This is a genomic window from Mesorhizobium sp. WSM4884, from assembly GCF_029625675.1.
In the GTDB taxonomy this organism is placed as follows: domain Bacteria; phylum Pseudomonadota; class Alphaproteobacteria; order Rhizobiales; family Rhizobiaceae; genus Mesorhizobium.
This window is the reverse complement of record NZ_JARTVO010000022.1, coordinates 1-24,447: the sequence shown is the minus strand read 5'-3', so window position 1 is coordinate 24,447 and position 24,447 is coordinate 1. Positions and strand designations below refer to the sequence as shown.

Sequence of the window (24,447 nt, the reverse complement as noted above, 5' to 3'; positions counted from 1 at the left end):
CAATCTTCTAATTTGCCCGCATGGGGCCTCAGGACATCAGCAAGCTGATCGTCCGGACTTCGATGAAGGACCGGGCTGCGTTCGATCTGCTCTACAAGCAGACCAGTGGGAAACTTTTCGGCATCTGTCTTCGTGTATTGAGGGACAGGGCAGAAGCGGAAGAAGCGCTGCAGGAGGTCTTCGTCAAGATCTGGACGAAGGCGGACCGATTCGCGGTTTCCGATCTGAGCCCGATTTCCTGGCTGGTGGCCATTGCGCGCAACCATTCGATCGATCGCATCAGGGCGCGGCGCGGTCCTTCTGCCGGCATCGATGCGGCGCTCGATGTCGCCGATCCGGCGCCGGGGCCTGAGTCCATGGCTGTCGCGGGCGGCGAGACCGAACGCATCCACCATTGCCTCGACGAATTGGAGAAAGACCGGGCGGCGGCGGTCCGGGGCGCCTATCTCAACGGCGAGAGCTATGCCGAGCTGGCGGAGCGCTACAAGGTTCCGCTGAACACGATGCGGACTTGGCTGCGGCGAAGCCTGCTCAAACTGAGAGAATGTCTGGAAAGATGACGCTGGCTGAAGACAACGGACCGGAACGCGGAGGCGACGACCTGCTCGCCGCCGAATACGTTCTTGGCGTTCTGTCGGCCGACGAACGCCAGATCGCTTCGCGCCGCATCGACACCGAGACGGCGTTCGCCCGCCTGGTCGATGCCTGGGAGGTCCGTTTCGCGCCGATGGCGGCCGCCTATGCGGCGGTCGACCCTCCGGCTTCGGTCAAGGGGGCGATCGACCGCCGGCTCTTTGCCTCCTCGGCCGCCACATCCGATCCCGGCGCCGGCCTGCTGGGGAACCTCGCCTTCTGGCGCGGGCTTGCCGCCGCCGCGCTTGCCGCTTTGGCCGTCTTTGTCGCCCTGCCTTTCGTCAATCCGTCATTGCCGCCCCCCGAGACCAGGTTGGTCGCCTCGCTCGCCGCCGACAACAGCAACGTCAAATACCTCGCCGTCTATGACGCGGCGCGCCAGGAGGTCGGCCTCTCGCTGGTTTCCGGCGAGCGAGGCGCCGGCAAGGACTTCGAGCTGTGGATGATCGAGGGCAAGAACGCGCCGGTCTCGATGGGCGTCATCCCGGCCGGCCAGACCGCGCGCATGGCGGTCACGCCCGCCGTCCAGCGGAAGCTGGCGCAGGGCGCCGTGCTCGCCGTCAGCCTCGAGCCGACCGGCGGTTCGCCGACCGGCCAGCCGACAGGCCCCGTCGTCGCCACCGGCGATCTGAAGGGCATCTGATCGCCGGAAATTTTTCAAGGTTAACCGAAGTCTATATGCCTTTCGCCGTTGGCAGAAGCGATTCTGTGTACTTAAGTGCGGCGTATCCGAATTCAGATCGGCGAATAAAAAAATTTCGAGGCTCATGAAACTAAGTTTCTGATGCCCCGTATCTCCTAGCGTTCCCAAGGATGGGAAAAACAACCCGAGGAGACTGATATCATGCGTAAACTCGCCACCCTTTTGCTTGTCTCGACGATCGGCATTTCCGCGCTCGGCGCCGTTGCCCATGCCGCCAATCCGATGGTCGGCGGCGCGCCGATGTATGCCAAGAAGAACATCATCGAGAATGCCGTCAATTCGAAGGACCACACCACGCTGGTCGCCGCCGTCAAGGCCGCCGGCCTGGTCGACACGCTGCAAACCCCCGGTCCCTTCACCGTCTTCGCCCCGACCAACGAGGCGTTCGCCGCGCTGCCTGCCGGCACGGTCGAGACGCTGCTGAAGCCCGAGAACAAGGACAAGCTGACCAAGATCCTCACCTGCCACGTCATCGCCGCCAAGGCGATGGCCGCCGACGTCGCCAAGATGGCCAAGGCCGATGGCGGCGCGCATGAGGTCAAGACGGTCGGCGGCTGCGCGCTGACGCTGAAGTCGGAAAAGGGCAAGGTCACCGTGACCGACGAGAACGGCAACGTCGCCCATGTCACCATCGCCGACGTGCGCCAGTCGAACGGCGTCATCCACGTCGTCGACAAGGTTCTTCTGCCGAAGATGTAACAAAGCGCGTGCGGCCGGCGAAGTGAGATGTGTCCCCGCCGGCCGCACGGTTCTCTCTCCCACGATCCGCGCTGCCGTCAAGCGCCGCTCCGCATCTCCAGGGCTTGGGTCGATGCGGGGTGGCGCAGGTGGGCCGTCACCGGCTTTTGACTTTCCGGCGGCGTCCTAGTTTGTAAGATCATATCAGGAGGAAAGGCCATGAACCGTCGCGACTTTCTCTGGAGCGGTGCCGCCGCCACCGCCCTCGCCGTCGGAACCGGAGCGGCGTTGCGCATCGGTGGCGCCAAGCCTGCTCTGGCCGCCGAGACCTTCGAAGTCACCAAGACCGATGCCGAATGGCACGCTATCCTTTCGGACGCCGCCTTCGACGTGCTGCGCAGAGAGGGCACCGAATATCCGGGCACCAGCCCGCTGCTCAACGAACACCGCAAGGGCATCTTCGCCTGCGCCGGCTGCGACCTCCCGGTCTATCCGTCGGAAACGAAGTTCGATTCCGGCACCGGCTGGCCGAGCTTCTGGCAGGAGATCCCCAATGCCATCGGCAAGACCGAGGACCGGTCGCTCGGCATGACGCGCACCGAGGTGCATTGCCGGCGTTGCGGCGGCCATCTCGGCCATGTCTTCGACGACGGCCCGCCGCCCACCGGGCTGCGCCACTGCATCAACGGCGTGGCGCTGAGCTTCAAGCCGGCCGCCGCCTGAGGCAGCGCTTCCCTTTATCCAAAAAGAAACGACCCCGGAAATCGTTGCCGATTTCCGGGGTCGCGCGTGAGGATGCCAGGCGGGGGTTCCGGCTTCCTCAATGGCCTCCGCCGCCACCACCGCGCTGGTCGGCCGGCTTGTTGATGAACAGCACGAGCAGTCCGAGCGTGGCGAACAGCGCCGTCAGCATGAAGAAGACGTCCATGAAGGACAGCAGCGCCGCCTGCTGATGCACCATGCCGGACAGTTTCGAGATCGCGGCGCTGGTGGCATCGAGGCCGGCGGTTTGCTCAAAGTTCAGCGTCATGTTCTGCAGCTTGGTCTGCGCCGCCTGGCTGCCCCACTCGACATGCTCGGAGAGCCTTGCGTAGTGGAAGGCGTTGCGGTCGATCAGCACCGTGTTGATGATCGCCAGGCCGACAGCGCCGCCGAGATTGCGGGTCAGGTTGAACAGGCCCGACGCGTTCTTCAGGCGCTCCGGCGGCAAAGTGCCGAGCGCGATGTTGTTGATCGGCACCATGCACAGCATCATCGAGCAGCCGCGCAGGATCTGCGGGACGAGCAGCTCATAGAAATCCCAGTCGGCGGTGAGATGCGTCATCCACCAGGTGCCGGTGGCGAAGCCGAAGAAGCCGATCATCATCATCAGCCTGAGATCGATCTTATTCGACAGGATGCCGGCAACGGGCGCGGTGAAGAACATCGCCAGGCCGCTGACGAACAGCGCCTCGCCGATCATCATCGAATCGTAGCCGCGGATGCGCCCCAGGAACACCGGATAGAGATAGGTGAGCCCGTAAAGGCCGATGCCGACGACGAAGGAGAACAGCGAGCCGAAGGCGAAGTTGACGTTGCTGAAGGCCCTGAGGTCGACGATCGGTTCCTCGGCGGTGAAGACGCGCCAGAAGAAGATGACACCCCCGATGGTCATGATCACGGCGCAAATGAAGACGGCCTGCTCCTGCAGCCAGTCATGGTTCGGGCCTTCTTCCAGTACATACTCCATGCAGCCGAGGAAGGCGGCCATGCCGATCAGGCCCCACCAGTCGAACTTCGAGAACAGTTTCAGGTTGGGCTTGTCGAAGTCGATCAGCGACCAGGCCGCCGTCGCCACCAAAATGCCGGGCACGACATTGATCAGGAACAGCCAGTGCCAGGACATGGCGTGGCTGATATAGCCGCCCACCGTCGGGCCGATGGTCGGCGCCAGCGTCGCCACCAGGCCGATCATCGGCGAGACGACGGCGCGACGCGACGGCGGGAAGATGGTGAAGGCGGCCGCGAACACGCTCGGGATCATGCCGCCGCCGATGAAACCCTGGATGGCGCGGTAGACGATCATCTGGTCGATGTTGGTGGCGGTCGCGGCGAGCGCGCTGGCCGCGGTGAAGCCGGCGGCGGCGATGGTGAACAGCACCCTGGTCGACAGCATGCGGCTGAGGAAGCCCGACAGCGGGATCATCACCACCTCGGCGATCAGATAGGCGGTCTGCACCCACGGGATCTCGTCGGAGCTGGCGCTGAGGCCCGCCTGGATCTCGGCCAGCGATGCCGAGACGATCTGGATGTCGAGGATCGCCATGAACATGCCGAACACCATCGCCAGGAAGGCGATGACGCGGCGCGCCGGCATGTGGTCGGCGGGCGCGGCGGCTGCCGGCCGTGCCGGCACTGATCCTGCTGTGATGGTCGCGGTTGCCATGTCATGGCCTCCCTGGGAGCAATTCCGGCAAAGCGGTTTTCCGTCCGGAATTGCGTCGAAACAGATAGCTGGCAGGCTGGGCGGCCCGGCGCTCGATCGGCCGCCGAACCGCCCCCCAAACTGCTCAGTTGGTCGTCGCGGCCGGCGCGGTGCGGCTGTCGGCGGCGACGATGACGCTCAGGCCGGCGCGCAGCTTGCCGGTCTTCAGCACGTCGGCCGGCACGTCGATGCGCACGGGCACGCGCTGCACGACCTTGGTGAAGTTGCCGGTGGCGTTTTCCGGCGGCAGCAGCGAGAACACCGCACCCGAGGCCGGCGCCAGCGACGAGACCGTGCCCTCGAAGGTCTGGCCGTCGATGGCGTCGACCGTGATGCGGACCTTCTCGCCGGGCACCAGCCGGCCAAGCTGCGTCTCCTTGAAATTGCCGACGATGTAGAGCTTGTCCATCGGCACGACGACGGCGAGTTTCTGGCCGGGGCTGACGAGATCGCCCTGCTCGACCGAGCGGTTGCCGACGACGCCGTCATAAGGCGCCTTGAGTACGGTGAAGGAAAGGTCGCGCTGGGCCTTGTCGCGTGTGAGCTGGAGCGAGGCGAGCGTGCTTGCCTGCTCCGCGCGCTGGGCTTCCAGCACGCCGATATTGGCCTGGGCCGCGGTGATCTGCGCGTCGGCGCCGGCAAGGGCTGCCTTGGCCTGGTCGAGCGCGGTCTGGGCGTCGTCGAGCTGCGCCTGTGTGCCGACATGGGTCTTGAGCAGCTGCGCCGCGCGGTCCTGGGCGCGCGCTGCGTTGTCGGCCGCCGCCTGGTCGGCGATCTTCTGCGCCTGGGCCTGCGCCAGCGAGGCCTGTGCCGCCTTGGTCTGCGCGTCGATGCGGTCGAGCGTCTTCGCCAAGGTCGCGATCTGCGCCTCGGCCTGGGCAACGGCTATCTTGTAGTCGCCGTCGTCGATGACGAACAGCGGATCGCCGGCCTTGACCCTCTGGTTCTCGCTCACCAGCACCTTATCCACATAGCCGGAGATTTTCGGCGACACGAACGACATGTCGGCCTGGACATAGGCGTCGTCGGTGGAGATCATGAACCGGCCGTCGGCCCAGTAGTTGTAGCCGTACCAGGAGCCGGCGCCGAGGAGGGCAAGCCCGATGATCGGCAGCAGGAACGAGCGGACCGAACGCTTCTTCTTGGTGGGCGCTTCGACGGGAGCGACGGGAGTGGGCTGGACAGGAACTTCCGGCGCTTCGGTCGACGGTTGGACCTTGGCGTTGGGAAAAGTGCGGACTTCGGCGGTGGCGGGCGCGTTCGAGGACATGATAATCTCTCTGGGTAAGTCAGTCAGACTGAACCGTTCGGTTCGAATTGATGATTGACATAGCGCGTAAAGAGGCCCATATCAAGAGCAAATCGAACCGCCTGGTTCGAAATATTTCGTGAGGTGTGACTTCAATGGTCGAAACGACAGCGGATAGCGATCTGCTCGACCTGCGCAAAGGCCGTCCGGCGGCCGGCCAGGATCCGGTCAAGCGGGCCCAGATCATCGAGGGCGCGCGCCGCGTCTTCATCGACAAGGGCTTCGAGGCCGCATCCATGAACGACATCACGCGCGAGGCCGGCGTCTCCAAGGGCACGATCTACGTTTATTTCGCCAACAAGGAAGAGCTGTTCGAGGCCCTCATCGAGGAAGAGCGCGGCACCATCTTCAAGAATATGTATGACGTCCTGGACCACGCCGACGACCTGCGCGAGACGCTGGTGAAGTTCGGCAAGGTGCTGGTCATGAAGATCACCTCGGCCAAGGTCATACAGGCGCAACGCACCGTGATCGGCGCGTCCGACCGGATTCCCGAGCTTGGCGCGCGCTTCTACGAGCGCGGCCCCAAGCGCGGCCACGACAAGTTCGTGACCTTCCTCGATGCCGCCATAGAACGCGGTCTGCTCGAGGTCGACGACGTCGACCTCGCCGCTTACCAGTTCACCGACCTTTGCCTCGCCGGGCTGTTTCGCCAGTGCATCTTCTCCTACCGTACCAAGGCGCCGACCCAGGCCGAGATCGACCATGTCGTGCGCTCCGGCGTGAACGTCTTCCTGAAGGCCTACGGCACCGCGACGCTTACCGCCGAGGAGCAGGCGTCGGAACCGGCCTGACCGAGCTGCCTGTCGGGTTCGTTGGAGTGGAGGGCGCGGCGCAGAAATCCGAAATGCTGGCGGGACACTGAAGCTGCCAATCTCCCCCTTGCGGGAGATGGCCGGCAGGCAAGAGGGGATGTGAAGGGAACGCGGCGCTACACCATCCTAGGTCTCCACTCCTTGCTCCTTCGCGAGCCCGTTGGAAGGTCTTGTTAACCATCGCTTTCTATGTCTCGGGACAGGTTCATTCGACGAGTCTCGAGTATGACATCCATGCGTTTCTCCCGTGCCAATCTTTCCGGTGTTTCCGCCTGCGACAACGACGATCACCGTCGTGCGGCGCAGGCGGGCGGGCATGGCTCGGACTCGCCGCGGCAGGGCCAAGCGGGGCAGGTTGTCACGCTGCGGGACTCGATCGGAGGCGAATCGGATGCCGTCTCGTTCGATTCGGCTGGCGGCGGCGAGTTCGCCCGTCAGCCCTGGCAGCAATATTTCTTCCTCGCGCCCAATGTGCGTTTCACCCGCACCCCGGATTCCGACAAGCGGCCAGCAGCGCAGCCTGACGACGAAGCGTCGGCCAAAACGGCGGCTCCCGCCGGCGATTCCACCCGTCCTGCGCCGACGGCGGCTCAAACGGCAAATCCGACCCGGGCAGTTCCCTCCGCTGCTTCCGCAGTCAGGCCGCAGCAGGCCATCACCACGTCGCCGCGGGCGGTCGCCACTCCGGCGCAAAAGCCGCAGCCGAAATTCCGCTGGTCCTACCTTTCCGACGATGCGTTCTTCGAATTCAGCATGCCTTTGCTCGCCGAACGCCTGGCGCGGGCACGCCTGCACGATCCGGCGCAGCCGCCCGTCGCTCCCGCGCCGGTGAGGCCTGCGCCGGCGCAGCCGAGCCCATCTCGCTCCGCCTCGGCAGGCGAGGCAATTTCGTTCTACCGCGTCATCGAGTGGCGCTCGAATGGGCCGGCCGCAAGCCCTGCCTCGGTGACGGCGCCGGCCGTCGCGCCCGCCGCCCGGCCCGCTCCGTTGGAGACCGAATCGCGCGCGCCAAAAGCGTCGGCCGCCGCGCCGCCTTCCGCTGCAAAGAGCGTCCGATCCGCTAAATCCGCGCCCTCCCTGCCTCTCGCCGGCAAGGTCGCGCCGCCGGCCGCCGACGCCGGCTACCACCTTCCCTCCGAGGACCTCTTGCAGATGCCGCCTGAAGGCCAGGGCTTCTACATGTCGCAGGAGCGGATGGAGCAAAACGCCGATCTGCTCGAAAGCGTGCTGGAGGATTTCGGCGTCAAGGGCGAGATCATCCATGTCCGGCCGGGTCCGGTCGTGACGCTTTACGAGTTCGAGCCGGCGCCTGGCGTGAAATCGAGCCGCGTCATCGGGCTGGCCGACGACATCGCCCGCTCCATGTCGGCCATCTCGGCGCGCGTCGCCGTGGTGCCGGGCCGCAATGTCATCGGCATCGAACTGCCCAACGAAACCCGCGAGACGGTCTATTTCCGCGAGCTGATCGAGTCGGCCGGTTTCCGCAACACCTCCTGCAGGCTGGCGCTTGGCCTCGGCAAGACGATCGGCGGCGAGCCGGTCATCGCCGACCTCGCCAAGATGCCGCATCTGTTGGTCGCCGGCACCACCGGCTCGGGCAAGTCGGTCGCCATCAACACCATGATCCTGTCGCTGCTCTACCGGATGAAGCCGGAGGAATGCCGCCTCATCATGGTTGATCCCAAGATGCTGGAACTGTCCGTCTATGACGGCATCCCGCATCTGCTCACGCCCGTCGTCACCGATTCCAAGAAGGCGGTCACGGCGCTCAAATGGGCGGTGCGCGAGATGGAGGAGCGCTACCGCAAGATGGCGCGCCTCGGCGTGCGCAACATCGACGGCTACAACCAGCGCGCCGCCGCCGCCCGCGACAGCGGTGAGGTCGTGGTCATGCAAACGCAAGTCGGCTTCGAGAAGGGCACGGGCGAGCCGCTGTTCGAGGAGCGGGAAATCGACCTCGCGCCGATGCCCTACATCGTCATCATCGTCGACGAGATGGCCGACCTGATGATGGTGGCCGGCAAGGAGATCGAAGGCGCCATCCAGCGGCTGGCACAGATGGCGCGCGCCGCCGGCATCCATTTGATCATGGCCACGCAGCGTCCGTCGGTCGATGTCATCACCGGCACGATCAAGGCCAATTTCCCGACCCGCATCTCCTTCCAGGTGACGTCCAAGATCGACAGCCGCACCATCCTTGGCGAGCAGGGCGCTGAGCAGTTGCTCGGCCAGGGCGACATGCTGCACATGGCCGGCGGTGGGCGCATCGCGCGCGTGCATGGCCCCTTCGTCTCCGACCTGGAGGTCGAGCATGTCGTGGCGCATCTGAAGGCGCAGGGCCGCCCGGAATATCTCGATACGGTCACCGCCGACGAGGAGGCGGAGGAAGAGGCGGCCGACACCGGTCCGGTCTTCGACAAGGGCGCGGTCGACGCCGAGGATGGCGACGCCCTCTACGAGGAAGCCGTCAAGGTGGTCAAGCGCGACAAGAAATGCTCGACCTCCTACATCCAGCGCCGCCTCGGCATCGGCTACAACCGCGCCGCGTCGCTGGTCGAACGCATGGAGAAGGAAGGTCTGGTCGGCGCTCCCAACCATGTCGGCAAGCGCGAAATCCTCACCGGCCGGCGCGACCATGCGCCGGAGCGCGACGAGACGGATTGATCGGGATCGGGCGGGTCAAACCGGTGGATACGGCTCTCGTCCAGCCTTGTCTGATTGGCGAGGTTCCGGCGGATTTCAGCCGCCGTTCGCCACCAGCGCGATCGCCGCGCGCAGTTCATCGAGCCCCGCGGCCTTTTCCGACGATGTCGCCAGCACCGCCGGAAACGCTGCCGGCCGTTTCTTGATCTTGGCGAGCGTCTCCTCGATCAGCCTTGGCACGCCGGCCGCCTTGATCTTGTCGGTCTTGGTCAGCACGATCTGGTAGGATACCGCCGCCTTGTCGAGCAGCGACAGCACCTCCTCGTCCTTGGCCTTGATGCCGTGGCGGGCGTCGATCAGCACATAGACGCGCTTCAGGGTGACGCGGCCCTGCAGATATTCGTAGATAAGCTTCGTCCAGGCGTCGACCTTGTCCTTCGGCGCGCTGGCATAGCCATAGCCCGGCATGTCGACCAGTGCCATCGGCGGCAGGTCGGCGCCTTCGCCGGAAAAGCCGTCCGGCACGAAATAGTTGAGCTCCTGCGTCCGCCCCGGCGTGTTGGAGGTGCGCGCCAGGCCCTTCTGGCCGACCAGCGCGTTGATCAGCGAGGATTTGCCGACATTGGAGCGGCCGGCGAAGGCGATCTCCGGCGGCCCTTCCGGCGGCAGGAATTTCATCGAAGGCACGCCGCGGATGAAGATCCACGCGCGGGTGAACAATTCCGGACTGATCGCAGTTTCGTTCGTGGTTCTATCCGGCGCGTTCAAACGGCGGCCTCCAGCTTGGAAATGTCGGCGCCACGGATGGCGTTGAGGTTGCGGCCGATCTTGTCGACCGGCCAGTCCCACCAGGCCGTTTTCAAAAGCCGCCGCACCGTGAATTCGTCGAAGCGCATCTTCACCACCTTGGCCGCATTGCCGGCGACGATCGCATAGGGCGGCACGTCGTGCGTGACAACCGATTTCGCCGCGACGATGGCGCCGTGGCCGATCTCGATTCCCGGCATGATCACCGCATCCATGCCGATCCAGACGTCATTGCCGACGATCGTGTCGCCACGGATCTCCTTCGACCAGGTCTCCCGGTCGAAGCCTTCCTCCCAGCCATGGCCGAAGATGTTGAACGGATAGGTCGAGAAGCCGGACATCGCGTGGTTGGCGCCGTTCATGATGAAGCGCGCGCCCTCGGCGATCGCGCAGAACTTGCCGATGATCAGCCGGTCGCCGATGAAGGGATAGTGGTGCAGCACGCATTTCTCGGCGAATTTATCCGGCCCTTCCGGGTCGTCGTAATAGGTGAAGTCGCCGATCTCGATGTTCGGCGCGTTGACCAGCGGCTTCAGGAAGCCGACGCGCGGATGCATCGCAATCGGATGCTTGAGGTGGGGATTGGGTCCGGTCATCGGGGGGCAGTCCACGATTTGGCAGGCACGGGTTACGCCGAAGTCGCCCATCAAACTAACGCGATACGGCCAGCGAACCAACCGCGCTCAACGGCCGCCGCGACGCCTTGTGCCATTCTTGCTGTATAGACCGGGGTCTTGCTGTATAGACCGGGGTCCGCCCGCGGGGACCCCGGTCTGCCGGACGGCCTCCCAAACACCGGCGTCGTCGCGCCGGAAGCCGCCGCGGCCTTATTGGGGAGGATATGGGAAAGCTACGAGACGGACCGCGCCGGAGTTTCGCCAGGCCAAACGAATTGCGGAAGAAGCCCGCAGGCTTCCGTCCGAACCCTCGACCGATTTCGGCCAACAAAAAACCCCGGGCATACGGGGGTTTTTGCGTTCAGCTGTCGGGCGCCGGCTATTCCGCCGGCGATGGTTTCTTGCGGAACATCGCCGCCAGATTGTCCCACAATTCGATCTTGGCGCCCTGGCGTTTCATGATCACGCCCTGCTGCAGGATCGAGAGCAGGTTGTTCCAGGCCCAGTAGATGACGAGGCCGGCCGGGAAGCTGCCCATCATGAAGGTGAAGATCACCGGCATCCAGGTGAAGACCGCGGCCTGCGTCGGGTCCGGCGGCGCCGGGTTCATGCGCATCTGCAGGAACATGGTGATGCCCATCACCACCGCCCAGGCGCCGAGATGCGGCAGGAAGGCCGGCGGCGCGAAGGGCAGCAGGCCGAACAGGTTGAACACCGAGGTCGGATCGGGCGCGGCAAGGTCGTGGATCCAACCGAAGAACGGCGCGTGCCGCATCTCGATGGTGATGTAGAGCACCTTGTAGAGCGAGAAGAAGACCGGGATCTGCAGCGCCACCGGCCAGCAGCCGGCCAGCGGATTGATCTTCTCCGTCTTGTAGAGCTCCATCATCGCCTGCTGCTGCTTCATCTTGTCGTCCGCGTATTTCTCGCGGATCTCCAGCATCTTCGGCTGCACCTTCTTCATGTTCGCCATCGACGCGTAGGACCGGTTGGCTAAGGGGAAGAAGATGGCCTTGACGATGACGGTGGTGGCCAGGATCGCCAGCCCGAAATTACCGAAGAATTTGTACAGCGTGTCGATCAGCCAGAACATCGGCTTGGTGATGAAGTGGAACCATCCCCAGTCGATCAAGAGGTCGAAACGCTTGATGTGGCGGTCTTCCTCATAGGCGTTGATCTTGGCGACTTCCTTGGCGCCGGCGAAGACCTCGGTCTCGACCGTCGCGGACTGGCCGGCATCGACGTTAATGGCATCGGTCAGGAAGTCGGACTGGTAGCGATGGCGGCCGTCCTCGAAATAGGCATAGCGCGGCTGGAACGGCTGCTTCTCGGTCGGCACCAGCGTCACCGCCCAATATTTGTCGGTGATGCCGAGCCAGCCGTCGGTCGACTTGCCAGGCTGGAACTGCTTGTCCTTCTCGATCGCCGCGTATTTGTGCTCCTGCAGGCCTTCGGTGCCGGTATAGCCGATCAGGCCTTCATGCAGCACATAGGTGCTGGCGACGGCCGGCTTGTCGTAGCGGGTGACGCGGCCGTAGTTGAACAGCGACACGGGAGCGCTGCCCGAATTCTGCACGGTATCGGAGACCGTGAACATATAGTCGCCGTCGACCGAGATGGTGCGCTTGAAGGTGAGGCTCTTGTCATTGGTGTAGGTGAGCGTCACCGGCGTCGTCGGCGTCAGCGTCGGATTGCCATCGATGCTCCACACCGTGTCGGCGCCCGGCACCGCCCCGGTCTTGTCGTTGCCGACGAAGCCGATCTCGGCGAAATAGCCGTTGGGCAGCGACGAGGGGTTGAGCAGTTCGATCTCGGGCGAGTTCTTGTCGACCGTCTCGCGGTAGTGTTTCAGCCGCAGGTCGTCGAGGCGCCCGCCGGTGAGGTTGATCGAGCCTTCGAGGCTCGGCGTGTCGATCTTGACGCGCTTCGATGCCGCAACCGCCTGATCCCGGTTGGCCGCCGTCACGGCCTCGCTGCCCGGCGCATTCGGAATCGTGCCCGGCGCCGGGGCCTCAGTGCCCGCCGCGCCGGAATTGGCGCCGCCGCCCGCTTCCTTCTTCTGCGCTTCGGCGCGCTGCTGCTCGATGCGGGCCTGCTCGCGCTGCTGTTCCATGCGCGGGTTCATGTAGAACACCTGCCACAGCGTCAGGATCAGCACCGACAGCGCGATGGTGATGAAGAAATTGCGGTTGTTTTCCATCGAAAGCCCTTGGCCTATCGTGTTCCGCGCAGCCGGCGGGAGAGTTCCGCCTTCAACTGGCCGAACGGAACGGCAAGCACGTCTTCGCGCCCGACGATGACATAGTCATTACCGGGCGCCATGTCATCGGCGGCATGCGTGCGCACGGCTTCTCTCAGCCGCCGCCGGACGCGGTTGCGCATCACGGCGTTGCCGACCTTCTTGGTGACGGTGTAGCCGACGCGCGGCGAAAGGTCGTCGCCACGGTCGAGAACCTCGACGAGAAAAAGCCGCCCGCGGCGCTTCTCGCCGCCGCGCACAGCCAGGAAATCCGCGCGTTTCAGAAGCCGCCCGGGAGTTTGTCCCTTTGGCTTGCCGGTTGCGGGCAACGATCTCGTCTTTCGTTCAGGCGCTGAGCCGCTTGCGGCCGCGGTTGCGGCGGGCTGCGACGACACCGCGGCCGCCTTTGGTGGCCATGCGGGCACGGAAACCGTGCCGGCGCTTGCGGACGAGTTTGGACGGTTGGTAGGTACGCTTCATTTGTTTTAATACCGCGGCGTGCGGCCCTTCTTGATTCTGTCACTTTGTAACAGGAGCTTTCGCCCGGCCGGCTTTAGGCGCGATCGAAACCGCGCCGGGACGAATGGCCCGAGCGTGAGCGGGCTTATAGAAAGAAGGTTTTTGGAAGTCAATCCGGCCTGCCGCGGGCGATTTTTTTGCGACGTCGGGGGCGAAATTGGCAAAAAAGCCGCAAATCGCATAATCTTGCCCCATCAAGCCTTCGTGAAGACCGCGTCATGACGAGTGAAGTCCCATCCACGGATCAAAAGGCACGCCCGGCGGCTGAGAGCTCGCCGCGCCGGGTGCCGCTGTCGCGCGGCCTGTCGACCAAGCTTCTGCTCCTCACCATCGTCTTCGTGCTGCTCGCCGAAATCCTGATCTTCCTGCCCTGGATCGCCAGCTACAGGGTGAACTGGCTGAAGGAGCGGCTGAGCACTGCCGCGGCCGTTTCGATCGTCTTGCTGCAGGGCGAACCCAATTCGCTGTCGCATACCGCCCAGAACGACGTGCTGATGGCGATCGGCGCCAAGGCGATCGCGGTGCGCGACGGCGGCGTCTCGCGGCTGCTGGTCGTGGCCGACATGCCGCCGAAGGTCGACGAGCATGTCGACATCGCCAATGTCGGCCTGGTCAACGGCATGACAGGCGCGCTGGAAACGCTGTTCGCCGGCGGCAACCGCATGCTGCGCGTCTTCGGTCCGGTCGGCGACAGCGACAAGGAATTCGAGCTGATCATGCCGGACTACAGCCTGCGCAACGCGATGCTGCGCTATTCGCGCAACGTTGCCGTCGTCTCGCTGCTGATCTCGCTGTTCACCGCCATGCTCGTCTATGCGGCGATCGACCTCATCATGATCGGCCCGATTCGCACCATGACGCGCTCGATCCTGTCCTTCTCCGAAGCGCCCGACGATCCCGGTCGCATCATCTGCCCGACCGAGCGCGCCGACGAAATCGGCGTCGCCGAGCGCGAGTTGGCGCAGATGCAGGATCGGCTGCAAAAAATGCTCTCCGAGCAGAAGCACCTCGCCGACCTCGGTCTCGCGGTGTCGAAGATCAACCACGACATGCGCAACATTTTGGCTTCCGCGCAGCTGATGTCGGACCGCCTACGCCAAGTGAAGGATCCGACCGTGCAGTCCTTCGCGCCGAAGCTATTGCGCGCTCTCGACCGCGCCGTCGCCTATTCGGAAGGCGTGCTCGCCTATGGCCGCACGCAGGAGCCGGCGCCGTCGCGCCGCCGCTTGCGGCTGCGCCAGCTGGTCGACGACGTGCACGGCCTGCTCGACATCGAGGAAGGCATCGAGTTCATCAACGCCGTCGATCTCACCTTCGAGGTCGATGCCGATTCCGACCAGCTGTTCCGCGTGCTCACCAATCTCTGCCGCAATTCGGTGCAGGCGATGGCCGCCGATACCGAGAGCGCAGTGGTGCGCCGGCTGGCCGTCTCGGCCGAGCGCTCGGGCAGCGTCAGCCGTATCACCGTCACCGACACCGGTCCCGGCCTGCCGCCGAAAGCGCGCGAGAACCTCTTCGCCGCCTTCCGCGGTTCGGCGCGCAGCGGCGGCACCGGCCTTGGCCTGGCGATCGCCCACGAGCTGATCCGCGCCCATGGCGGCATGGTGGAGCTGGTCGAATCGATCGGCGGCCGCACGGTCTTCGCCGTTACCATCCCCGACCAGCCGGTGCGGCTCGACCAGGCGCGTAACGGCTTGCGCCGTCCTGCTTGACCGTAACCATCCCAGCAACGGCGCCGGTTTCGTCCTGAACGACGCCGTCGGAGGCTCAGTCGCAATGCCTGCGACAAAACTTTTGCCGGATCGGCTTGCTTTTCCGAAATTCAGTCGTTAGGGAACACTCCACATCGCGGCCGGCCGTCTCGACCGGATCGCGGGGCTTGTGTCATGCACGGCCTGTTGCGCGCCCGTAGCTCAGCTGGATAGAGCACCAGACTACGAATCTGGGGGTCAGGAGTTCGAATCTCTTCGGGCGCGCCATAATTTCAAGGACTTAGCAGGGCGCCGCAGACTAGAGCGAGAAATTAGTCTGCGGAGCGCGAGGTCTTCTCATCAGCATACGAGGCATCACCCGTGTGCCGAGAGTGACGGATGGCAGTCAAAGCAATCGCGGGAGCTTTTGCTGCACTTTCTGGAAAATGCCGGAGATTACGGTATAAGCAGAAGCTTGCCTGTCGTGGCTCGGCTTTCCATATCGGCATGCGCTTGTGCTGCCTCGGCAAGCGGATAGATGCCGCCGATCCGGACCTTCAGGTCTCCTCTCGCGATCCAGTCGAACAGTTGTCCGGTGCGGGCGCGAAGCAGTGCCGGTGTGTGGATATGATCGGAAAAGACGGCGTACCCGATCTTGATGCTCTTCGGCAGGCTCATAATATCGAGCGGACCGGGACCGCCGAGCACCGGGCCATACCAGCAGAAAGTGCCGGAACGGCGCAGTGAGTCGAGCGATCCCTGGAAGGTTTTCGGCCCTGAGCCGTCATAGACGACGTGGACGCCGTCGCCGCCGGACAGGCGAAGGACATCTTGCGCGAACTGCCCTTTGGTATCCACGATCACATGATCAGCGCCAGCTTCTTTCGCGATCGCCACTTTCTCCGCCGCGGAGACGCGGCCGATCACATGGCCGCCTCTCAACTTGATGATTTGGGTGAGCAGCAGGCCGAGACCGCCGGCTGCCGCATGCACGAGCGCGATATCGCCCGGCTGTACCGGATAGAAATCCGTCGCGAAGTGACTGGCGGTAAGTCCTTGCATCATCACCGCGGCCGCGGTGCGATCGTCGATCGCATCCGGTATCTGCACCAGCGCATCCGCCGGTACCACCACCCGCTCGGCATAGCTTCCTGGCGCATAGACCCAGGCGACGCGATCGCCCGGTGTGAGGCGATCAACTCCATGGCCGACCGAGATCACGCGACCCGCTCCCTCGACTCCGAGGACCTTCGGATTGGGGATGTCGGTCCAGGCGAGCCCGCGCCGCACGCCCGTATCCATGAAATTGACGCCCGCAGCAGCGACCTTGACGAGGACTTCGCCCGGGCCGGCCTCGGGCTCGGGCAACTCGACGAGTTCTATCACTTCCGGTCCGCCTTGGGCGGTCATCACCACCGCTTTCATCGTGATGTCTCCGTGGCGGCCTTCTCGATCAGCCGCGCCACCGGTTCAGGGTGCGATACCATCACTACATGCGAGGCGCCCTTGATCACCGCAGTATCCCGAGAGCGGGCCCGAGCAGCCATGAAAGCCAAGGCTTCCGGCGGTATGTTCTTGTCGCCGTCTCCGTAGATGAACCAGGTCGGAAGCTTTTTCCACGCTGCTTCCATTTGGATTTCGTTCAGCGCAGCTTCTGCAATAGGCCTCTGCCCCGCGGCCATCAGCCTGGCTTCGGCTTCGGGGACGTCTGCTGCGAACTGCTCGCGGAACTTATCCTGCTGGATGTAGAGGTCCTTCCCACCGCTTGACAGGGTGACCGGCGGCGCGAGGGTCGGACCGAGCGAACTGCCGGGAAATTTGCCGGCGAGTTGCGCGGCGGTCTCGCCCGCATCCGGCGCGAAGGCCGCGACATAAACCAGTGCCTTGACGTTCGCATGGCCTTCGGCCGCGTCGCTGATGACCGAGCCGCCGTAGGAATGGCCAACGAGGACGACAGGCGATTTGATGGAGCCAAGGATGTCGGCGACGTAGCCAGCATCACTTTTGACCCCACGCAGCGGATTGGCGACGGCTACGACGGGATAGCCATCCTTCTCCAGGATTTTGACGACGCCGTTCCAGCTCGACGAATCCGCGAACGCGCCGTGAACCAAAACGACGGTGGGTTTGTTGGCCTGCGCATATGCGTTGCCGAACAAGGCGCTGGCGACTGCCAAGGCTGCAAGCAGTGTTTTCATCTCGATGTCCTTTGACGGTTGATTGGTTGAACTGCGGCGCAAGCCGCGTGAAGACGTAATCGTGACCCTGAGCGCGAGGGGCTAGAACCGGTCGACGTCGATGACTGCCTGGGCGAAAGCCTGTGGTGCCTCCTGCGGCAGGTTGTGCCCGATGCCGCCCGTGATCAGCCTGTGTTCGTATTTGCCGGAAAATCTTTTGGCGTAGGCGCCCGGGGCTGGATGCGGCGCGCCATTGGCATCGGCTTCCATCGTGATCGTCGGCACACCGATCGTCGGAACCGTGGCGAGCTTCTTCTCCAACTCGTCGTATCTGGGTTCGCCTGCAGCCAGGCCGAGGCGCCACCGGTAATTGTGGATGACGATGTCGACATGATCCGGATTGGCGAAGGCTGCCGCGCTGCGCGCGAAGGTGGCGTCGTCGAACTTCCATTGCGGCGACGCGAGCCGCCAGATCAGCTTGGCGAAGTCGTCCGTGTTTTTCGCGTAGCCTGCGCGGCCGCGCTCGGTGGCGAAATAGAACTGATACCACCATTGCAGCTCGGCCTCCGGTGGCAGCGGCGCCATGTTGGCCGCTTGGCTGCCGATCAGATATCCGCTGACGGACACCATGGCCTTGCAGCGCTCCGGCCACAGCGCGGCGACGATGTTGGCAGTCCGCGCCCCCCAGTCGTAGCCCGCGACGACCGCCCTCTGGATGCCGAGGGCATCCATCAAGGCGATGATGTCGACGGCGAGCGCCGCCTGCTGGCCGTTTCGGACGGTGGCGTCCGACAGGAAGCGCGTCGTGCCGTAGCCGCGGAGATAGGGCACGATCACGCGGTATCCTGCGGCCGCAAGCAGCGGCGCGACATCGACATAGCTGTAGATGTCATAGGGCCAGCCGTGCAGAAGGATGACCGGGGGGCCACCTGCAGGGCCGTCCTCGGCATATCCGATGTTCAGGAGGCCCGCGTCGATTTGCTTCAGGGAAGCGAAAGAGGTCCTGGGCTCTATGGAGGCGGAAGCGGCGGCGTCTGTCCGGCCAGCTTGCGCTCTCGCGCCGCTGATCGCGCCGAGTTGCGCAGCCGCGAAGGTCGCTGCGGCGATGCCGAACAGGCGTCGGCGGGAATGGTCGATCTCTTCTGGAGTTCTGATTGCGTTCATTGGTAAACCGCCTTGCTGTGAGGTTTTGGCCAGCGCCGACCCGACGGTCGGCATGAGGCTAGACCAGGTTGATTTCGACATCGATGTTGCCGCGCGTGGCCTTCGAGTAGGGACAGGTCTGATGGGCCGCATCGACGACCGCTCGTGCGACGTTGCGGTCGAGACCTGGCAGACTCACGCTGAGACGCGCGCCGAGGAAGTAGGCGCCTTCGTCGACGTTGAGGTCCACCTCTGCGTCGATTGCCGTTCCGGCGGGCAGCGCGACGTTCATCTTGCGGGCGGCGATCGCCATCGCGCCCTCGAAGCAGGCCGACCACCCCGCGGCAAACAGCTGCTCGGGATTGGTGCCGCTGCCCGGGCCTCCGGGTGGCGAGAGCCGGATGTCCAGCCTCCCGTCGGAGCTGCGGGATGCTCCGTCCCGGCCACCGGCGGTGCGGACTTTCCCGGTGTAGAGTTTGTTTGGTTGTGCGGGCATGATCACTCTCCGTTGGTCGATGGAAGGCTGTGCTGCTTCGACACATAGAGAGAGGTCGCCCTGCTTGCCCGTTATGCGTTATGAGGAGCTGTTAGTGCTCGCCAGCAGCAGCAAGTCCCGTCGCAGATCGCCACTCGGCGCGGCGGATCTGTCCTGAGGAAAAGCCTTTCCGCGAGCCAGGGTCTTCCTCAGTCAGGCGAAGGATGACTCCATGATACGGTTGGTGGCGCGGAAACCGATATGATTTCGTTTGGCCCTTTCACTCTGGTTGCGAACGAACGGCTGCTTCTGCGTCAAGGGGTGCCGATTGATCTAGGCGCACGCGCCTTCGACATCCTGGCGACCTTGGCTGCCCGCCCGAACGAGGTCGTCAGCAAGAAGGATCTGCTGGCTCATGTCTGGCCCGATGTGACCGTGGAGGAGGGTAGCCTGCGATTTCACATGGCCAACCTGCGAAAAGCGTTGGGAGACGGCAAGGACGGCGCGCGCTACATCGCGACCCTGGCCGGACGAGGCTACTGCTTTGTGGCGCCGATCGCGCGATCGGGCAGTCGGAACGACGTGCAGAGGGAGGTCGCCGCCAGCTATCACGCCAATCTACCAAGCCGGCTCATTCGGATGGTGGGGCGGGCCGATGATGCTATCGCGCTTTCAACCCAGCTCATTGCCACGCGCTTCGTCACAATGGTTGGCACCGGTGGGGTCGGCAAGACCACTGTTGCGGTATCGGTGGGACACGATCTGATCGAGATGTTCGCTGGCGCCGTGCATTTCGTCGATCTAGGCGCGCTCAGCGATTCCAGCCTGGTCGCGACAACAGTGGCCTCGACGCTCGGGCTGTCACCGCAGTCCGACGACGCCATCCCCGAGCTGATCGCCTGTCTGGCGGGGCGGCGGACCCTCCTGATCCTCGATACCTGCGAGCATGTCATCGATGCGGCTGCAGACCTGGCAACCCGTATCTTCGCCAACACGCCGCAGACCCACATCCTCGCGACGAGCCGCGAGCCGCTTCAAGTCGAAGGGGAGAACGTTTACAAGCTGGCGCCGCTGGCATACCCGCCGGACGATCCGGAGCTCACGGTGTCAGTTGCGCAGGGCTTCCCCGCATCCCAGCTGTTCGTGGAACGCGCCGCGGCGAGCGGTGCTCGCCTCGATCTCGACGATGCGGATGCCAAGGTCGTGGCCAACATATGCCGGAAGCTTGACGGCATGCCGCTCGCGATTGAGCTGGCGGCCGGACGAGTTGCGAGCTACGGCCTTCACAAGACCGCGGCCCTTCTCGACGAACGACTGACTCTGCTGTGGCCGGGGCAGCGCACCGCCCCGCCGCGCCAGAAGACCCTCCAGGCCACTTTGGACTGGAGCTTCGGGCTTCTGTCCGAGTTCGAGCGTCTAGTGCTTCGCCGGCTCGCCGTGTTCGTTGGCCACTTTTCGATTGAGGCCGCCCTGGCGATCGTGACGAGCCGCACCGCTGACGAGACTCTGGTGTTTGGTGCCATCGACAGCCTCGTAGCCAAGTCGATGGTCGCGGCAAGACCCGCTGGCGCAACAATGCGTTATCGGCTGCTCGATACGACGCGGGCCTATGCCCTCCATCTCGACGTCCACGATGCCGAACTCACGGAGCTGGCCGTCCGCCACGTCACCTACTATCTGCGATGGCTGGAGGAGACTGGAACTGAATGGCCGACCTTGTCGAGCGCGGCGCAGCGCGCTCTTCACCTCGCCGGCATTGCGAACGTGCGAGCGGCCTTGGAATGGTGCTTCGGGCCTAACGGGAACACTCAACTCGGTATCCGGCTCGCCGCTGCCGCAGCTCCAGTCTTCCTGTCGATGTCCTTGCTCACCGAATGCCACCGCTGGGCTGCCCAGGCAATTCTCGCTCTGGACAACAGCACGCATGGAGGGCCCGACGAGATGCGTCTTCAGGCGGCCTCGGGTGTATCCCTGATGTTCACGCGCGGAGGACAGGATGCTGCGCGTGCGGCATTGAACAGAAGCTTCGCCATTGCCGAGGAGCGAGGCAATGGGCTCGATCAGCTCCAGGTTTTGGGTCCATTGCAGATGTTCCACCTGCGCACGGGAGGGTTCAGGACGGCGCTCAGCTATGCGGAGCGCTGCTCCGTCATCGCTGGCACTCTCGAGGACTCCGTCTCCACGACATTGGCGCATTCGTTGATGGGAATTTCGCTCCATCTGAACGGAGAGCATGACCGTGCGCGGACCTCGCTCGAAGAGGCGCTGCGATACGGCCCTCGTTCTGACCTGACCACGACGAACTATCTCGGCTTTGACGGCAGAATTCTCGCCGGCGCGATCCTGGCCAGGACACACTGGCTGCAAGGCTATCCGGATCGCGCGGTGGAGCGTGCGCTGCTGACAGTCAAGGATGCGGAAACCTTAGACCATCCGCTAACGCTCTCCATCGCTCTGGTCTGGGCAGTTTCCGTGTTGGCCTGGGTCGGTGATTTCGACCGGGCGGAGGAGCATATAAATCGTCTTTTCTCCTGCGCCGAGCTGCACTCTCTCAGGCCCTACCTCACAGTCGGGCGGGGCTTCCAAGGAGAACTTGCCATTCGTCGAGGCGATGCAGAAAGCGGGGTTCGGAGCCTGCAACGCGTTCTTCAGGACCTTCACGCAGCCCCATACGAACTGCTCACAACGCCGCTCAGCATCGCGCTCGTTCAAGGTTTCGCCGCGACGGGCCGGTTCGCGGAAGCCCTCGCACTAGTCAACGAGACAATCCGATCGGTCGAGTCAAATGGGGATCTTTGCTACATGCCGGAGTTGCTGCGCGTGAAGGGAACCCTTGTTCGCGTAACCAAGCCCGGTGCTGATGACGAGGTGGAAATGTATTTCAAGCGGTCGCTCGAAATGAGCCGTGGTCACGGCGCGCGGGGGTGGGAGTTGCGCGCCACGATCGATCTGGCTGCTCTTCTGGCCGCTCGCACCCAACACGAAAGCGCCCGAGCTTTACTCCAACCGCTGTTCGAGCGTTTCGCGGAGGGCTTGGATACGGCTGATCTGAAGTCTGCCGCCCGCCTGCTAGCGACGCTGCGCTAGATATGGCATTCTGGATCATCCAGTTTTCCGCAATCCAAATCCATTTTGGTAAATCATTGATTTCAAGAACTTTGACATGACTTACTACGAATCTGGGGTCAGGAGTTCGTATCTCTTCGAGCGCCAATCTTTCAATGACCTAGATGGACGTCGCAGATTAAGGCTACGAATTAGTCTGCGGAAGTTCGCTCGCCCCGCTGCATCCCGCGGAACGAGATGATCGCCTGGCGTATTGCTCGGAGCGGCGGTCCGAGTTCCTAGCGAAGCTTAAACCTGCATCGCTTTTTCCCACCAGCCCCGGGTGTTCACGTTGGCGGCGTCGGCGAGGGCTTCCAGCTCCGCGATGTCGTCGCTGGAGAGCGTCATGCTGGTGGCTCGGACCAGACCATCGATGTAGTTGGGCTTGGTGACGCCGATGATCGGCGTCGCGCCCTTGGCGATAGCCCAGGCCGTCGCAACATCGGGAGCTGCTGCACCGTGTTTCTGGCCGATCGAGGCGAGCCTGTCCGTCAGCGCCTTCAGCTGAGGCAGCATGCCATTGTAAGCCTTCGCCCGGTTGGTGCCTTCCGGCAGCGGGTTTTCCGGGCTGTACTTGCCGGTCAAGGCGCCCTGCTCGATCACCATATAGGCGAAGAACGGGATGCCCTGGTTGCGACAGTAGTCCAGGATGCCGGCATCCTCGGAGCTGCGGTAGAGAAGGCTGTAGTGGTTCTGGACGGCCTCGACCCGGAACCCGGCGTCTCCAAGGATCTGGTTGGCGAGCTCGATTTCGCTCAGGTTGTGATTCGAGACGCCGACATGCTTGATCTTCCCGCTCTTCAGCAACGGGATCAGGCGCGGAGTCCACCGCGCCACATCCGCTGGATTGTGTATCCAGTAGATGTCGATGTAGTCGGTGCCGAGGCGTGCCAGACTCTGCTCCAGCATGCCCGCCATCGGATCATCGCTGGTCCCCGCGGCCTGCGGGGTGAACTTCGTGGAGAGCTGGTAGTCGCTGCGGGCGTAGCGCTTCAGGACTTCCCCGAGTACGGTCTCTGAACGGCCCATGCCGTAGACCACGGCGGTGTCCCACAGGGTGAAGCCGGCCGCATGCGCCTTGTCCGCGACCTCTTCCAGGCCAGCCCGAGTTAGCGAGCTGCCGAAATAGCCGTCGCCAGTCTCGCCGCTATCGCCCCAGGCCCAGGTCCCAAGTGCGACCGTGGGGATCTTCAGACTATCGATTGTCATGTTCGCTCTCCATACTTGCTCACCTGCCTCGCCAGAGGCTGCGGAAACTATGATGCGCGGCGACGTCGAACCGTTAGCCTGATGCGCCGGGATTCCTGCCCAATCCTCCAGAAGTCGCGGGGTTCGCATTGTCGCCCCTCCGCGCCCATGCGATGGTCCGATTCATGGAAACACTGACCGAAATCGCGGCCGTGGTTGCCCGGCATGTCTCGAAGGATGGCTTCCAAGCTACTCCCATCGAACGCGTGACGCTTGTTCGATCCTCCACGGTGACGATGCCGATGCCGAATGTCTACCGGCCGCAACTGTGCCTCGTCGCGCAGGGGCAAAAGGAGGTCACGCTGGGCGACCGCGTGTTCAGATACGCACCGGGGCGCTATGGGGTTGTGACCTACGATCTGCCGGCTATAGGCCACGTGGTCGAGGCGACGCCCGACAAGCCCTATCTCTGCCTGTACCTCGATTTCGATCCGGTGATGCTGGGGGACTTGGCGTTGCGCGTACCGCCGCCGCCGGGAGCGCCCTCTCTGCCCATAGGCAAGACGGTGTCCGATGCCGGCGCCGGTCTGCTCGATGCGGTGCTGCGCCTGTTGCGCCTGCTCGACGATCCGGCGGCGCTGCCCGTGCTCGGGCCGCTTGCCGAGCAGGAAATTCTCTATCGCCTGCTCGCCGGCCCGGACGGCGCCAGGATGCGCCACATCACCTCCAGCCAGGGGCGGGTGGCCCAGGTCGGCCGCGCCATCGCCTGGATCGGCCAGAACTTCCGGGAACGGTTCAGCATCGAGCGGCTTGCCGCGGAAGTGGGCATGAGTCCGTCGAGCCTGCACGAGCACTTTCGCGCCGTGACGGCGATGACGCCGCTGCAATTCCAGAAGCAGCTCAGGCTCCAGGACGCGCGCAGCCTGATGCTGGTCCAGGACATCGACACCACGACCGCCGCCTTCCGCGTGGGTTACGAAAGCCCGTCGCAGTTCAGCCGCGAATATCGCCGCCACTTTGGCGAACCGCCGGCGCGCGACATAGCCCGCTTGCGCGCTTCGCCGGGCCTGGCAGTGGTCGCTTGAGTTCGGCTTGCCGGGTGTCGGCGCATTAAAGCGCATGGAGCGAATCTGAAAGGCCGCGCCGCTTTAAGATCGCTCGCGATAGAGCGGGATGATTTTGGCTTGAATCGAAGGGGATTCCCAAGGGTCTGCAAATCAGATTCAAGATGCTGGCTGGGA

General features: G+C 64.0%; 21 protein-coding genes and 1 tRNA gene. 10 read left to right on the top strand and 12 right to left on the bottom strand.

Annotated features, from left to right (window positions below):
- Positions 1-20 precede the first annotated feature (20 nt).
- The 4 genes from P9236_RS25855 to msrB all read left to right on the top strand — a co-directional run bounded on the left by P9236_RS25855 (position 21) and on the right by msrB (position 2,737).
- On the top strand, positions 21-560 hold the full coding sequence (locus P9236_RS25855) for a sigma-70 family RNA polymerase sigma factor (RefSeq protein ID WP_278077470.1): 540 nt from the start codon (positions 21-23) through the stop codon (positions 558-560).
- On the top strand, positions 557-1,276 hold the full coding sequence (locus tag P9236_RS25850; RefSeq protein ID WP_278077469.1) for an anti-sigma factor: 720 nt from the start codon (positions 557-559) through the stop codon (positions 1,274-1,276). The genes P9236_RS25855 and P9236_RS25850 overlap by 4 nt, the downstream gene beginning before the upstream one ends.
- A 201-nt stretch (positions 1,277-1,477) precedes the next feature.
- The gene (locus P9236_RS25845) at positions 1,478-2,035 is read left to right on the top strand and encodes a fasciclin domain-containing protein (protein ID WP_278077468.1); all 558 of its coding nucleotides are present in this window, start codon (positions 1,478-1,480) and stop codon (positions 2,033-2,035) included.
- Between the two features lie 198 nt (positions 2,036-2,233).
- A complete protein-coding gene (gene msrB / locus P9236_RS25840; protein ID WP_278077467.1) occupies positions 2,234-2,737 on the top strand; it encodes a peptide-methionine (R)-S-oxide reductase MsrB in 504 nt (167 codons plus the stop codon).
- 97 nt (positions 2,738-2,834) lie between these two features.
- On the opposite strand, the gene P9236_RS25835 is transcribed toward msrB, so the two are convergent.
- Both P9236_RS25835 and P9236_RS25830 read right to left on the bottom strand, forming a co-directional pair.
- On the bottom strand, positions 2,835-4,439 hold the full coding sequence (locus P9236_RS25835; RefSeq protein ID WP_278077466.1) for a DHA2 family efflux MFS transporter permease subunit: 1,605 nt from the start codon (positions 4,437-4,439) through the stop codon (positions 2,835-2,837).
- Positions 4,440-4,563: 124 nt separating this feature from the next.
- A complete protein-coding gene (locus tag P9236_RS25830; protein ID WP_278077465.1) occupies positions 4,564-5,748 on the bottom strand; it encodes an HlyD family secretion protein in 1,185 nt (394 codons plus the stop codon).
- A 134-nt stretch (positions 5,749-5,882) separates the two neighbouring features.
- Here P9236_RS25830 and P9236_RS25825 point away from each other — a divergent pair, with 134 nt between their 5' ends.
- Positions 5,883-6,581, top strand: coding sequence for a TetR/AcrR family transcriptional regulator (locus P9236_RS25825; protein ID WP_278077464.1), 699 nt, complete (start codon positions 5,883-5,885; stop codon positions 6,579-6,581).
- A gap of 246 nt (positions 6,582-6,827) precedes the next feature.
- Positions 6,828-9,266: a DNA translocase FtsK gene (locus P9236_RS25820; RefSeq protein ID WP_278077463.1), complete on the top strand. Its 2,439-nt coding sequence runs from the start codon at positions 6,828-6,830 to the stop codon at positions 9,264-9,266.
- A 75-nt stretch (positions 9,267-9,341) separates the two neighbouring features.
- Here the strand turns inward: P9236_RS25820 and yihA are convergent, their stop codons facing one another.
- From yihA to rpmH, 5 genes are all read right to left on the bottom strand, one after another.
- Positions 9,342-10,013: a ribosome biogenesis GTP-binding protein YihA/YsxC gene (yihA, locus tag P9236_RS25815; RefSeq protein ID WP_278077462.1), complete on the bottom strand. Its 672-nt coding sequence runs from the start codon at positions 10,011-10,013 to the stop codon at positions 9,342-9,344.
- The gene (locus P9236_RS25810; protein ID WP_278077461.1) at positions 10,010-10,648 is read right to left on the bottom strand and encodes a CatB-related O-acetyltransferase; all 639 of its coding nucleotides are present in this window, start codon (positions 10,646-10,648) and stop codon (positions 10,010-10,012) included. The genes yihA and P9236_RS25810 overlap by 4 nt, the downstream gene beginning before the upstream one ends.
- A 400-nt stretch (positions 10,649-11,048) precedes the next feature.
- Positions 11,049-12,869: a membrane protein insertase YidC gene (gene yidC / locus P9236_RS25805; RefSeq protein WP_278077460.1), complete on the bottom strand. Its 1,821-nt coding sequence runs from the start codon at positions 12,867-12,869 to the stop codon at positions 11,049-11,051.
- Between the two features lie 14 nt (positions 12,870-12,883).
- Positions 12,884-13,237: a ribonuclease P protein component gene (rnpA, locus tag P9236_RS25800; protein WP_278077459.1), complete on the bottom strand. Its 354-nt coding sequence runs from the start codon at positions 13,235-13,237 to the stop codon at positions 12,884-12,886.
- A 16-nt stretch (positions 13,238-13,253) separates the two neighbouring features.
- Positions 13,254-13,388, bottom strand: coding sequence for a 50S ribosomal protein L34 (gene rpmH / locus P9236_RS25795; RefSeq protein ID WP_008833937.1), 135 nt, complete (start codon positions 13,386-13,388; stop codon positions 13,254-13,256).
- 257 nt (positions 13,389-13,645) lie between these two features.
- On the opposite strand from rpmH, the gene P9236_RS25790 reads away from it, so the two are divergent.
- Both P9236_RS25790 and P9236_RS25785 read left to right on the top strand, forming a co-directional pair.
- On the top strand, positions 13,646-15,139 hold the full coding sequence (locus P9236_RS25790) for a HAMP domain-containing sensor histidine kinase (RefSeq protein ID WP_278077458.1): 1,494 nt from the start codon (positions 13,646-13,648) through the stop codon (positions 15,137-15,139).
- A gap of 190 nt (positions 15,140-15,329) precedes the next feature.
- A tRNA-Arg gene (locus tag P9236_RS25785) sits at positions 15,330-15,406 on the top strand.
- Positions 15,407-15,574: 168 nt separating this feature from the next.
- Here P9236_RS25785 and P9236_RS25780 read toward each other — a convergent pair.
- The 4 genes from P9236_RS25780 to P9236_RS25765 form a co-directional block, all read right to left on the bottom strand.
- Positions 15,575-16,543, bottom strand: coding sequence for a quinone oxidoreductase (locus P9236_RS25780; RefSeq protein ID WP_278077457.1), 969 nt, complete (start codon positions 16,541-16,543; stop codon positions 15,575-15,577).
- A complete protein-coding gene (locus tag P9236_RS25775; RefSeq protein WP_278077456.1) occupies positions 16,540-17,316 on the bottom strand; it encodes an alpha/beta hydrolase in 777 nt (258 codons plus the stop codon). The genes P9236_RS25780 and P9236_RS25775 overlap by 4 nt, the downstream gene beginning before the upstream one ends.
- A gap of 81 nt (positions 17,317-17,397) precedes the next feature.
- The gene (locus P9236_RS25770) at positions 17,398-18,459 is read right to left on the bottom strand and encodes an alpha/beta hydrolase (protein ID WP_278077455.1); all 1,062 of its coding nucleotides are present in this window, start codon (positions 18,457-18,459) and stop codon (positions 17,398-17,400) included.
- A gap of 58 nt (positions 18,460-18,517) precedes the next feature.
- A complete protein-coding gene (locus P9236_RS25765; protein WP_278077454.1) occupies positions 18,518-18,934 on the bottom strand; it encodes an organic hydroperoxide resistance protein in 417 nt (138 codons plus the stop codon).
- 240 nt (positions 18,935-19,174) lie between these two features.
- Here P9236_RS25765 and P9236_RS25760 point away from each other — a divergent pair, with 240 nt between their 5' ends.
- Positions 19,175-22,000 carry a winged helix-turn-helix domain-containing protein gene (locus P9236_RS25760; RefSeq protein WP_278077453.1) on the top strand — a complete coding sequence of 942 codons (2,826 nt, stop codon included), beginning with the start codon at positions 19,175-19,177 and terminating at the stop codon, positions 21,998-22,000.
- Positions 22,001-22,267: 267 nt separating this feature from the next.
- Here the strand turns inward: P9236_RS25760 and P9236_RS25755 are convergent, their stop codons facing one another.
- On the bottom strand, positions 22,268-23,227 hold the full coding sequence (locus tag P9236_RS25755; protein WP_278077452.1) for an aldo/keto reductase: 960 nt from the start codon (positions 23,225-23,227) through the stop codon (positions 22,268-22,270).
- A 164-nt stretch (positions 23,228-23,391) separates the two neighbouring features.
- Here P9236_RS25755 and P9236_RS25750 point away from each other — a divergent pair, with 164 nt between their 5' ends.
- Positions 23,392-24,291: an AraC family transcriptional regulator gene (locus P9236_RS25750; protein WP_278077451.1), complete on the top strand. Its 900-nt coding sequence runs from the start codon at positions 23,392-23,394 to the stop codon at positions 24,289-24,291.
- The last annotated feature ends 156 nt before the right edge of the window (positions 24,292-24,447 follow it).

Bases quoted from the DNA above. Each gene is read 5' to 3' on its own strand.
- P9236_RS25855 (WP_278077470.1), top strand. From the start codon at position 21: ATGGGGCCTCAGGACATCAGCAAGCTGATCGTCCGGACTTCGATGAAG.
- P9236_RS25850 (WP_278077469.1), top strand. From the start codon at position 557: ATGACGCTGGCTGAAGACAACGGACCGGAACGCGGAGGCGACGACCTG.
- P9236_RS25845 (WP_278077468.1), top strand. From the start codon at position 1,478: ATGCGTAAACTCGCCACCCTTTTGCTTGTCTCGACGATCGGCATTTCC.
- msrB (WP_278077467.1), top strand. From the start codon at position 2,234: ATGAACCGTCGCGACTTTCTCTGGAGCGGTGCCGCCGCCACCGCCCTC.
- P9236_RS25835 (WP_278077466.1), bottom strand. From the start codon at position 4,439: ATGGCAACCGCGACCATCACAGCAGGATCAGTGCCGGCACGGCCGGCA.
- P9236_RS25830 (WP_278077465.1), bottom strand. From the start codon at position 5,748: ATGTCCTCGAACGCGCCCGCCACCGCCGAAGTCCGCACTTTTCCCAAC.
- P9236_RS25825 (WP_278077464.1), top strand. From the start codon at position 5,883: ATGGTCGAAACGACAGCGGATAGCGATCTGCTCGACCTGCGCAAAGGC.
- P9236_RS25820 (WP_278077463.1), top strand. From the start codon at position 6,828: ATGACATCCATGCGTTTCTCCCGTGCCAATCTTTCCGGTGTTTCCGCC.
- P9236_RS25810 (WP_278077461.1), bottom strand. From the start codon at position 10,648: ATGACCGGACCCAATCCCCACCTCAAGCATCCGATTGCGATGCATCCG.
- yidC (WP_278077460.1), bottom strand. From the start codon at position 12,869: ATGGAAAACAACCGCAATTTCTTCATCACCATCGCGCTGTCGGTGCTG.
- rpmH (WP_008833937.1), bottom strand. From the start codon at position 13,388: ATGAAGCGTACCTACCAACCGTCCAAACTCGTCCGCAAGCGCCGGCAC.
- P9236_RS25790 (WP_278077458.1), top strand. From the start codon at position 13,646: ATGACGAGTGAAGTCCCATCCACGGATCAAAAGGCACGCCCGGCGGCT.
- P9236_RS25780 (WP_278077457.1), bottom strand. From the start codon at position 16,543: ATGAAAGCGGTGGTGATGACCGCCCAAGGCGGACCGGAAGTGATAGAA.
- P9236_RS25775 (WP_278077456.1), bottom strand. From the start codon at position 17,316: ATGAAAACACTGCTTGCAGCCTTGGCAGTCGCCAGCGCCTTGTTCGGC.
- P9236_RS25770 (WP_278077455.1), bottom strand. From the start codon at position 18,459: ATGAACGCAATCAGAACTCCAGAAGAGATCGACCATTCCCGCCGACGC.
- P9236_RS25765 (WP_278077454.1), bottom strand. From the start codon at position 18,934: ATGCCCGCACAACCAAACAAACTCTACACCGGGAAAGTCCGCACCGCC.
- P9236_RS25760 (WP_278077453.1), top strand. From the start codon at position 19,175: ATGATTTCGTTTGGCCCTTTCACTCTGGTTGCGAACGAACGGCTGCTT.
- P9236_RS25755 (WP_278077452.1), bottom strand. From the start codon at position 23,227: ATGACAATCGATAGTCTGAAGATCCCCACGGTCGCACTTGGGACCTGG.
- P9236_RS25750 (WP_278077451.1), top strand. From the start codon at position 23,392: ATGGAAACACTGACCGAAATCGCGGCCGTGGTTGCCCGGCATGTCTCG.